The 10,267-nt window shown below is 50.5% G+C and carries 7 protein-coding genes; all 7 read left to right on the top strand.

Features of this window, described 5'->3' with window-relative positions; genetic code table 11:
• Positions 1 to 383 precede the first annotated feature (383 nt).
• The 7 genes from LZ634_RS19380 to LZ634_RS19350 all read left to right on the top strand — a co-directional run bounded on the left by LZ634_RS19380 (position 384) and on the right by LZ634_RS19350 (position 10,242).
• Positions 384 to 1,898, top strand: coding sequence for an anion permease (locus LZ634_RS19380; protein WP_320673570.1), 1,515 nt, complete (start codon positions 384 to 386; stop codon positions 1,896 to 1,898).
• Positions 1,899 to 1,954: 56 nt separating this feature from the next.
• Complete coding sequence (fumA, locus tag LZ634_RS19375; protein ID WP_234508127.1) at positions 1,955 to 3,604, top strand: class I fumarate hydratase FumA; 1,650 nt, start codon at positions 1,955 to 1,957, stop codon at positions 3,602 to 3,604.
• A gap of 605 nt (positions 3,605 to 4,209) precedes the next feature.
• Positions 4,210 to 6,642, top strand: coding sequence for an autotransporter domain-containing protein (locus LZ634_RS19370; RefSeq protein ID WP_234508125.1), 2,433 nt, complete (start codon positions 4,210 to 4,212; stop codon positions 6,640 to 6,642).
• A gap of 224 nt (positions 6,643 to 6,866) precedes the next feature.
• Positions 6,867 to 7,427 (top strand): Ail/Lom family outer membrane beta-barrel protein, encoded by a 561-nt coding sequence (locus tag LZ634_RS19365; RefSeq protein WP_234508123.1) that lies wholly within the window; start codon positions 6,867 to 6,869, stop codon positions 7,425 to 7,427.
• A 194-nt stretch (positions 7,428 to 7,621) separates the two neighbouring features.
• Positions 7,622 to 8,521, top strand: coding sequence for an ROK family protein (locus tag LZ634_RS19360; protein ID WP_234508121.1), 900 nt, complete (start codon positions 7,622 to 7,624; stop codon positions 8,519 to 8,521).
• Between the two features lie 19 nt (positions 8,522 to 8,540).
• On the top strand, positions 8,541 to 9,527 hold the full coding sequence (locus LZ634_RS19355) for a LacI family DNA-binding transcriptional regulator (RefSeq protein WP_234508119.1): 987 nt from the start codon (positions 8,541 to 8,543) through the stop codon (positions 9,525 to 9,527).
• A gap of 328 nt (positions 9,528 to 9,855) precedes the next feature.
• A complete protein-coding gene (locus LZ634_RS19350; RefSeq protein WP_234508117.1) occupies positions 9,856 to 10,242 on the top strand; it encodes a hypothetical protein in 387 nt (128 codons plus the stop codon).
• Positions 10,243 to 10,267: the final 25 nt, after the last annotated feature.

The following is a 10,267-nucleotide window of genomic DNA, read 5'->3' as shown; positions in this document are numbered from 1 at the left end:
TGGTAAAACCAGTTAAAGAAAAAAATTAAATACAACAAAATCAATGCATTAAATATAAAAACATCGTTATAAAAAGGCGCTAAATAGACCATTTAATAGACTTATTACTCATAATAACCCCATAATCCAATAGGGTTAATCAGCTATGTTTAAAAATAACACCACATCTGAATTTTTTTGATCGCGATCAATTGCATTGGCTTCTAAAAGCGCATTATATGAATATAAGATTTTTTCTAACTAGCGCTAAATAAAATAGCGCTGATAACTTTTACAAAAAATTGCCAGCTTCACTTTTGAAATCTAAATAAAGTAAAAAAACTAAAAAAAGCAGAGCGACGATTTTAGCAAACCGAATTATTAACTACTTATAGAAGCGTAATATGAACGAGAAATCTGCGACATCGCACTCGCCGACCCCGGTGAGTAAACCGAAGGATGGTAAGAAAAACCGCCTTCTCATGATGGCACTGCCCGTTATCGTTGCCGTGCTGTTACTTTTTGTTCCGGTACCTGACGGGCTTCCTCCTTACGCATGGCACTACTTCGCCATCTTTGTCGGCGTCATTGTCGGTCTCATTTTCGAACCTTTGCCTGGCGCCGTTATCGGTCTGACCGGCGTTATCGCCATTGCCCTGTGCAGCCAATGGGTGCTGTTCAGCCCTGAACAACTGGCTGATGAAAAATTCAAGCTGGCGGGTGCTTCCTTTAAATGGGCGGTCAGCGGCTTCGGTAACTCCACCGTCTGGCTAATCTTCGGCGCCTTTATGTTTGCCGCCGGTTATGACAAAACTCGTTTTGGCCGCCGTCTGGCCTTAATCCTGGTGAAATATCTGGGCCGTCGCAGCCTGACGCTGGGTTACGCGATTACCCTCGCCGACCTGCTGCTGGCACCGTTCACGCCGTCCAACACCGCGCGTAGCGGCGGGACTATCTACCCAATCATTGCCAACCTGCCGCCACTGTACGGTTCAAAACCGAACGATCCTAGCGCACGTAAAATTGGTTCATATCTGATGTGGGTAGCCATTACCGCCGCCTGTATCACCAGCTCAATGTTCCTCTCCGCCCTCGCCCCTAACCTGCTGGCGCTGGCGCTGGTGAAAAGCATCGTTGGCATCAACATCTCCTGGGGCACCTGGTTTATCGCCTTCCTGCCAATGGGTGTGCTGTTGATTCTCGCCATGCCGCTGCTGGCTTACTGGTTATATCCGCCGGAAGTGAAAGTGAACGACGAAGTGCCGCTGTGGGCCGCGCGTGAACTGGAAAAACTGGGCAAACTGTCGCGTAATGAAATCCTGCTGCTGATCTTCGTCTGCTGCGCGCTGATGATGTGGATCTTCGCTGCCTCCTGGATTGAACCAGCAATGGCCGCACTGCTGATAATCGGCCTGATGCTGTGGACCGGCGTACTGGAATGGAGCGACATCACCGGCAACAAAGCGGCATGGAATACCTTCGTGTGGTTTGCCACCCTGGTCGCACTGGCCGACGGTCTCTCCTCCACCGGCTTTATCGGCTGGCTGGGTAAAGAAGGCGGCCTGCTGATGAGCGGTATCTCTCCGGGCGTGGCGACTATCGTGCTGCTGCTGGCGTTCTACCTGCTGCACTATCTGTTTGCCAGCACCACCGCGCACACCACCGCGCTGCTGCCAGCGATGCTGACCATCGCCTCTACCATTCCGGGCATGAACATGAACGTCTTCGTGCTGCTGATGGTGACTTCGCTGGGTATCATGGGGATCATCACCCCGTACGGCACCGGCCCAAGCCCGATTTACTACGGCAGTGGCTATCTGCCAACCAAAGATTACTGGCGCCTTGGCACCATCTTTGGCGGCATCTTCCTGGCGGTCCTGATATTTATCGGCTACCCGTGGATGTCCATGATGTTCTGATTCATAACCGTCGGAGGGTAACTTCCGGCGGTTTTATTTTTATGGAGTGAAGAGCTATGTCGAATAAACCCTTTTTCTACCAGAACCCCTTCCCACTGGCCCATGATGATACCGAATATTATCTGCTGAGCCGCGAGCACGTCAGCGTGGCGCAGTTTGACGGTCAGGATGTTTTGAAAGTGGAACCTGAAGCACTCACCCTGCTCGCTCAGCAGGCGTTCCACGATGCGGCCTTTATGCTGCGTCCTTCCCACCAGAAACAGGTTGCCGCGATCCTCACCGACCCGGAAGCCAGCGAAAATGATAAATACGTCGCGCTGCAGTTCCTGCGTAACTCAGAGATTGCCGCCAAGGGCATTCTGCCAACCTGCCAGGATACCGGCACCGCAATTATCATGGGGAAAAAGGGCCAGCGAGTCTGGACCGGCGGCGGCGATGAAGCCGCACTGTCTCAGGGGGTCTACAACACCTATATCTCCGACAACCTGCGCTACTCGCAAAATGCCGCGCTGGATATGTATAAAGAGGTCAACACCGGCACCAACCTGCCAGCGCAGATCGACCTGTACAGCGTGGACGGCGACGAATACAAATTCCTGTGCATCGCCAAAGGCGGCGGTTCGGCCAACAAAACCTATCTGTATCAGGAAACCAAAGCGCTGATCACCCCGGCCAAATTGAAAAACTATCTGGTCGAAAAAATGCGCACGCTCGGCACCGCAGCCTGCCCTCCGTATCATATTGCTTTTGTTATCGGCGGCACCTCAGCGGAGGTGACGCTGAAAACAGTGAAACTGGCCTCGACCCGTTACTACGATGGTCTGCCAACGGAAGGTAACGAACACGGTCAGGCATTCCGCGACGTGAATCTGGAACAGGAACTGATGACCGAAGCGCAAAATCTTGGCCTCGGCGCACAGTTTGGCGGCAAGTACTTTGCTCACGATATTCGCGTCATTCGTCTGCCGCGCCACGGCGCGTCTTGCCCAATCGGCATGGGGGTTTCCTGCTCCGCTGACCGTAACATCAAAGCGAAAATCAACCGCGATGGGATTTGGATCGAGAAGCTCGAGCACAACCCAGCGCAGTACATTCCAGAGGAACTTCGTCAGCAAGGCGAAGGGAATGCGGTCAGCATCAACCTTAACCAGCCAATGAGCGATATTTTAGCTCAGCTTTCGGCGCATCCGGTTTCAACCCGCCTATCGCTGAACGGCACGATTATTGTTGCCCGCGATATTGCCCACGCCAAGCTAAAAGAACTCATCGATAACGGTGAGGAATTACCGCAGTACGTCAAAGATCATCCGATCTATTATGCGGGCCCGGCCAAAACACCTGAAGGTTACGCCTCCGGTTCATTAGGCCCAACCACCGCAGGCCGTATGGACTCATACGTTGATTTGCTCCAGTCACACGGCGCAAGCATGGTGATGCTGGCTAAAGGCAACCGCAGCCAGCAGGTCACCGACGCATGTCATAAGCATGGTGGATTCTATCTCGGCAGCATCGGCGGCCCGGCGGCGGTACTGGCACAATCCAGTATTAAGAGTCTGGAATGTGTGGCCTATCCTGAACTGGGGATGGAAGCTATCTGGAAAATCGAAGTCGAAAACTTCCCGGCATTTGTGCTGGTAGATGATAAAGGCAACGATTTCTTCCAGCAGATTCAGAATACGCAGTGTGCGGGTTGTACTAAGCGCTAAGCTAGCAATTTGCCAGCAATAATATTTTATAAACCAGCATAGCAATTATGCTGGCTTTTTTACCCTCTCCCTATGTAAAAAATCATGACCAATAACTTCAATTAATCTCTTAACGAAATCATATATTTCATTAGAATATTCCAATATTGGACAGTAAATACTTCTGGTAATTGACCATGAAGATCTATTGATCTTTAAACCATCAAATCATGATCATTTAATGATCGATAACATTCAGCAAAGTGATCATTCCCCATCCACTATTTTTAGTGCCCATAGCCAGTTCGTGATTTAATTCAAAAGATTGAAATTAAATAACATTACACTTATTAAATTAAGGATTTCCTTATTTCCAATAGTATGAGCGCGGTCATTTCTCCGAATAATTTATAAGGATTTTTACGATGCGCCATACAGCTCGATTGACACTGCTTTCACAGTGCATTCTTCTGTCTTTCACGGCTATTTCAGGCAGTGCGCTAGCCTCTCAAACAGACCCTTGCAGCAGCACATCTACAGCAACCTGCGGTTTTCAAACCACCACCAGCCCAGGTCCAAATGACCAATCGGTCGTCATGTTCGTTAATGACAACGGCTCTGCGATTATGAGTGATGCGCAAAATAGCAATGCCCTTTATCTTTGGGATCAGACTGCGGGGAACACGCAATCCTTAACGGTAAACGGCACCGACATGTCCGGGACGTATATTCAGGCGGGGTTAATCGGCACCAAAAACGTGACGCTCAATGACGCCACCACCGACATGATTGAAGGCGGTAAAAAAGATGAAGGTGACGCCACAAATATTAACTTCGTGGTGAATCACTCTACGCTTAATGGTGAAGACGACGCCTCCGCTTATGGTTACGAAGGCACGATTGGCAATAAATCCTATATGGACGGCGCCGCCATTTATATCGACTCCGGTGCGAACATGGGCACAAACAAAATCGCCATCGAAAATGATAGCACCTTAAATGGTGCTATCTACGCAGAGACCGGCGGCGATAATAATATATCTATTTCCGGTAACAGCACCGTTAATGGAGCTATTTATACGAAGAGCGCGGCGGGCAATAACAGTATTGCGGTAACCGATAGCACCATCATCGGCGAAGCGGGTGATACCACTTTACTGGGCAAGTTCGAAGACAGCTACGCCACTAACGATAATGCAGCCGATATTAACGCTCTGCTTGACGGCCAAACCATTGCCATGGCCGCATATGGGGCCCAGTCCTCATCTATCGCGCTAAGCAACAGCACTATCACCGGCGATATAGCTATGGTGGGTGACGGGACTACCGCATCATCTACCGCCAGTCTGAGTCTTAATGACAACACCACCGTCACCGGCGATATTATTCTCGCAGACCACAGCGCCGCCACGGTATCACTGAGTGATAGCACCTTAACGGGCAATATTGATGCCACCAATGAAGGTAATACCGCAATCGTACTGAGCAATGCTACCGTAGATGGCAGCATTACCACCGGCGCGGGCGATGATAACCTGACACTGGCCAATAACTCAGAGGTTACGGGGAATGTTGATGGCGGCGCTGGCACCAACTCGCTGTCGCTGGATAGCGGTAGTTCCATTGATGGCAGCATCGACAACTTCGATACCATCAATATGGCGGGTAACAACAACGTTGACGTCAATACTATTGATGATGGTACAACCTTAAACGTCGACGATAATTCAACGCTGGACGTGAAATATACCACCGGCAGCGACGTTCAGGTCAATATGTCCAGCGACAGCCAGGCACACCTGGGAGTCGTAAACGCCGATGCCGGTAACGCATTAGTTGTTACCAACACGGCACTCAGCACCGCCAACCAGCAAGACATTGAAATCGCCTCCTTCACCACCACGGATGATACGCCGTCTGACGCGGTGTCCGTCGCATTCAGCAACGGCTCCCAGCAGGTCGAAAGCCGGAATGGCGCCTACAACTACGACGACACTCTGAGCGTACAGGAACAAGCAACTGCGGATAACCTACAGGCGTCCGGCGTAACCACCTCCAGCGTGCTTTTCAGTAGCTCCCGCCGCGATCTTGCCAGCGATGTACAAGGCATGATTGCCGGTCTGGATGCGGCAAAACAAGCAGGCCGCATGATCACCGACGATCTGGCGAATCGCTTAAATCAGGTACATCTGCAAAACCTGCTCGGCCACGGCGTTGACGGCGCACAGTTGTGGGGCGATTTCCTCTACCAAAACGGTGACTACAGCGAGGACGTCGATTACAAAGATGTCACTCAAGGCGTTCAGGGCGGCGTTGACTGGACTTCACATTTGAATAACGGCGATAGCTTAACCGGCGGTATCGCGCTGGGCTGGACTCGCAGCCGCGATCGCAGCACCAATGGCGGCAGCAACAACTTTAGCGACAGCGTATACGGCAACTACTACAGCGTTTACGGCGGCTGGCAGCAGTCCTTACACAACAAACTGTGGGGGATGTTCGTCGACGGTAGCTTCAGCTATGGCGATATGCGTTACTCCACCACCGCCAACAACGTTAGCAACAGTACCACGGGTATGTCGCAGGCACTGGATGGTTCTTCAGATGGCAATCTGTACACCACTCAGGGCCGCGTCGGTGTTAACGTCCTGCTGCCAGCAGAAACCGTGCTTCAACCCTATGCGACGATTGGCTGGGATAAGGCGCAGGAAAACGGCTTCTCTGACCAGGAGATTACCTTTGGTGATAGCCAGGTTTCAGAGTACAACGCAGGCGTGGGGATGCGCGTCACCACCAAACTGGCCGATCTGAACAAAGACGTTGTGCTGTATCCATGGCTGGATGCACGTTATCAGACCGAGTTTAGTGATAATACCGATATTAAAGCGGCTGATTATCACAACACCAACGGCCACGATACGAAGATGGGGATCTTCGGTGCGGGTATTAATACCAACATCGGCAAAGATTTTTCCCTCAACACCGGCGTGTACTTCGGTACCGGCGATGTCGATAACGATGCCAGCGTACAGGCAGGTATGAGCTACCACTTCAAATAAATACAATGGCCCTGAAATAGCAGGGCCATTTTTTGAAAAAAATATATTCCACCATTGTTTGAATCAGATTATTCCGAGCGTCATCGTTTTCTTTTTAATAATATCCACTCACTCCTCCCCATAAATTCAGGTAGTTCATCCTGAATTATAATGCCGATATACTCCCTCTTGTAGCTCTCTGGTCACAACAACTCTAACAAAATGATTTATAAAGGTTATTAAAAGTGAAAAAACTATCCCTGGCAGTTTTAGTTATTGCAGGTTTAACAAGTGGAATGGCGTTTGCAGATAATCAGAGCGTCTCCATTGGTTATGCGCAAAGCAAAGTTAAGGACTTTAAAAATATTCGCGGCGTAAACCTACAATATCGCTATGAATTTGATTCCCCATTAAGCGTAGTAGGTTCATTCACCTATATGAGCGGTAGCGAAGACCGTAATTATTTTGTTGATTCCGATGCGGTTAACACCAATATCGACGTCAAATACTACTCACTGATGGCAGGCCCTGCCTATCGTATTAACGACTATGTTTCGTTATATGCACTGGGTGGCGCAGCGCGTACCAAGGCCGATGCGGATGTGAAATGGCTCAACGCAGGTACTAACGACATTATGCGTGCGAGCGAATCCTATAAATCGACTTCTTTCGCCTACGGCGCAGGCATCATCATCAACCCAATCGAGAACCTGACCGTCAACGTCGGTTACGAAGGGACAACCGCCGATCTGGACGACAACTACAGCATTAACGGCTTCAACATTGGCGTCGGCTACCGCTTCTAATTGTTCCCTGTTAACGGTTTCGTTCTCCGACGAGAGAAACCGTTAATAATTTACTAAACAGTTACCGCCCTTCCCACGCTAAGAACCCGTCGATTATCGCTATTTTCATCACACTTTCCGATCTCTACTCCTATGTATAGTAAACAAAAAGCATAAGCTGCTCTCAGGATAGATCTGTTAACCGGGAGACAACCATGCAATTAGGCCTCGATATTGGCGGCACTAAAATTGAAGCCGTCGTACTCAACGATAACGGAGAGACCGTTTATCGCCAGCGCTATACCACACCCAAACAGCGTTATGATTTGTTTTTTCAGGCCGTTATAGATGCCATTACCCACGCCAGAGAAGCCACGACGCACGATCTCACCATTGGTCTTGGGATCCCTGGAGCCGCCGGTAGAGATGGGCTTATCAAGAACTCCAATATTCTGGTACTCAACCAACAGCCCTTTGTACAACAGCTTGAACAGCACTTTGCTATGCCGATTCCAGTGACCAATGATGCCAACTGTTTTACCCTCTCCGAGGCAATCGACGGCGGAGGTAAAGGTTATGGCGTCGTTTTTGGCGTGATCCTCGGTACCGGATGCGGCGGCGGACTGTGCGTCAATAATCGGCTGATTACTGGCCCCAACGCCTGTGCCGGTGAATGGGGGCACAATGCCCTCCCACACTACCGGGTGGACCAGGATGGCGCGTCGGCACAGTGCTACTGCGGTCAGATGAACTGCATTGAGAGCTTTATCTCCGGCAGCGGGCTGGAGCGGCAGTATTCCCAGAAATTTAGTGAACATGTTAGGGTACCGCACATTATTGAGCAGCTGAATGTAGGTAATCCACAGGCGGCCCAGATGTGGGATCTTTATCAGGATCAACTGGCACGCGCGCTGGCGGGCGTGGTTAACATGCTCGACCCTGATGTCATCGTGTTGGGTGGCGGCGTATCAAACATTGAACAGCTGTATCCTAATCTGCAGGAACGTGTTGCGCAGTATGTGTTTGGTAAACAGTGCTGCACTCCCATCGTTCAGGCTCGTCACGGCGACAGCAGCGGCGTGCGTGGCGCAGCATGGCTTGGTGCCCAGCGTTAATCGTAGTCCGGGGAAATAAATGGCTAAAGCAGTCCGAATCAGAGATATCGCCGCAGCCTGCGGCGTATCGCCCGGTGCGGTGTCTCGCGCCCTCAAGGGCCAACCGGGCCTACGGGAAGAGACCCGCCTGCGCATCATTGCCGTCGCCGAGCAGCAAGGATATGACTTCTCCCGGTTGCGCAGCGATAAAATCAAACGCGTGCTCTTCTTGCTGCACCGTCAACATAATATCAGCCGCGCAATGCCCTTCTACTCGCCGCTGTTTTTAGGCCTCGAATCATCTTGCCGCGAACAGGGCATCGCACTGAGCTTTTTATCTATCGGCCCTGGCGATGTGGTTGCCGACCAGGTGATGCTGCATCAGCCCGATGCGCTTATTTGCGCGGGCTTCTTTGAGCCTGAACTGCTGGCGCTCCTCGAACAGCTCAAGCTGCCGATGGCGCTTATCGATCTGTGGGCCCCCGGTCTACCGTGCATTAACCCAGACAACTTGCAGGGTGGTTATCTGGCCACTCGCCATTTACTGGAACAGGGGCGGACGCGTATTGCTTTTCTCGCCAGCACCCTCTCTCATTACAGCATCCACCAGCGTGAAAAAGGCTATCGTAAGGCGCTCTATGAGGCCAGGTTGCTCATGCCGCCGGAATATGAGGCCATAGCGCCTCCTCAACTGGACACCGAACGCTCGTTGCTACAGGCGGTGAATGAACTGCTTGAGCTTGCACAACCGCCAGATGCCATATTTGCCTACAACGACGCCACCGCCTTGCTGGTATTACAGGCCTGCGCTCAACGCGGGTTGCGGGTTCCGGAGGATATTGCGATTGTTGGGTTCGATGATATTGAAACGGCGGCCTGGTCACAGCCGGCGTTAACCACCATTGCGGTTGATAAAGACAGATTGGGACGCGAAGCGCTGGCCCTGCTGCTTGCCGGGGAACCACCGGTAAATACATTGCTACCGGTAGAATTGGTGATTCGTGGTAGCTCGGTTCTCTGCGCGTAGCCCCGTCGCTGTAGCTAACCAACTTGTCCGTACGGCGCTGCTCCTTTATACGTCGCGCGGATAAGCATCCCAACGCGACGCCTTACCGTCCAGAATAGCCAGGCAAATACCTTCACAGCACAGTCATATCCCACTAGCCATATTATAAGAGGAAAACCACTATGCTCTCAGACCGGAATGATTCATTTTCATAATGAACATAAACCTACTGTAAATTCCCCCTGCGGCACACGAATCCATAATTTAAATTTAAATTAATTAGCCCTCGCCGTACCACTGGCAAAAAAGATAATAGGCATAATTATTGTTATCTTCATCAGGGAAAGTTATGTACAAATTAGTTCTTGCGACGCTGGTTATGGCAACCCTTACCGCCTGTAGCTCCTCACCGCCCGACCAACTGGTCAAAATAGATTCATTACAAATCCCCGTAGTACAGAATGAAAAATCATCGGTATCTCCGGCTGAAATGGCCTCTTTGCATCAGAAAAACAAGCAGATAATTGACAATCTGACGCTGAATTTAAAATCTGAATATTTGTTAGATGTCAAAACCGCTGAAATATTCGACATTCACAGTCAGGCTCATCAGGTTTACCAGTCGCTTTCCAGACTGGATCAAATGCGAATGGTGAACAATTTTTATTTGAAAGAAAACAATTTCACCGGTCTGCAGCGCGTCAATATCTCCCTTCAACCGCTGATCCAGGGATAAAAAAAGCGGTAATGACTCCAACTTA

The sequence above is a fragment of the Kluyvera intermedia genome (assembly GCF_021440345.1).
In the GTDB taxonomy this organism is placed as follows: domain Bacteria; phylum Pseudomonadota; class Gammaproteobacteria; order Enterobacterales; family Enterobacteriaceae; genus Kluyvera; species Kluyvera intermedia_A.
Note: the sequence above shows the minus strand (reverse complement) of the source record. Positions and strands in the feature narration are given on the sequence as shown.

Bases quoted from the DNA above. Each gene is read 5' to 3' on its own strand.
- LZ634_RS19350 (WP_234508117.1), top strand. From the start codon at position 9,856: ATGTACAAATTAGTTCTTGCGACGCTGGTTATGGCAACCCTTACCGCC.
- LZ634_RS19360 (WP_234508121.1), top strand. From the start codon at position 7,622: ATGCAATTAGGCCTCGATATTGGCGGCACTAAAATTGAAGCCGTCGTA.
- LZ634_RS19370 (WP_234508125.1), top strand. From the start codon at position 4,210: ATGAGTGATGCGCAAAATAGCAATGCCCTTTATCTTTGGGATCAGACT.
- LZ634_RS19380 (WP_320673570.1), top strand. From the start codon at position 384: ATGAACGAGAAATCTGCGACATCGCACTCGCCGACCCCGGTGAGTAAA.
- fumA (WP_234508127.1), top strand. From the start codon at position 1,955: ATGTCGAATAAACCCTTTTTCTACCAGAACCCCTTCCCACTGGCCCAT.
- LZ634_RS19355 (WP_234508119.1), top strand. From the start codon at position 8,541: ATGGCTAAAGCAGTCCGAATCAGAGATATCGCCGCAGCCTGCGGCGTA.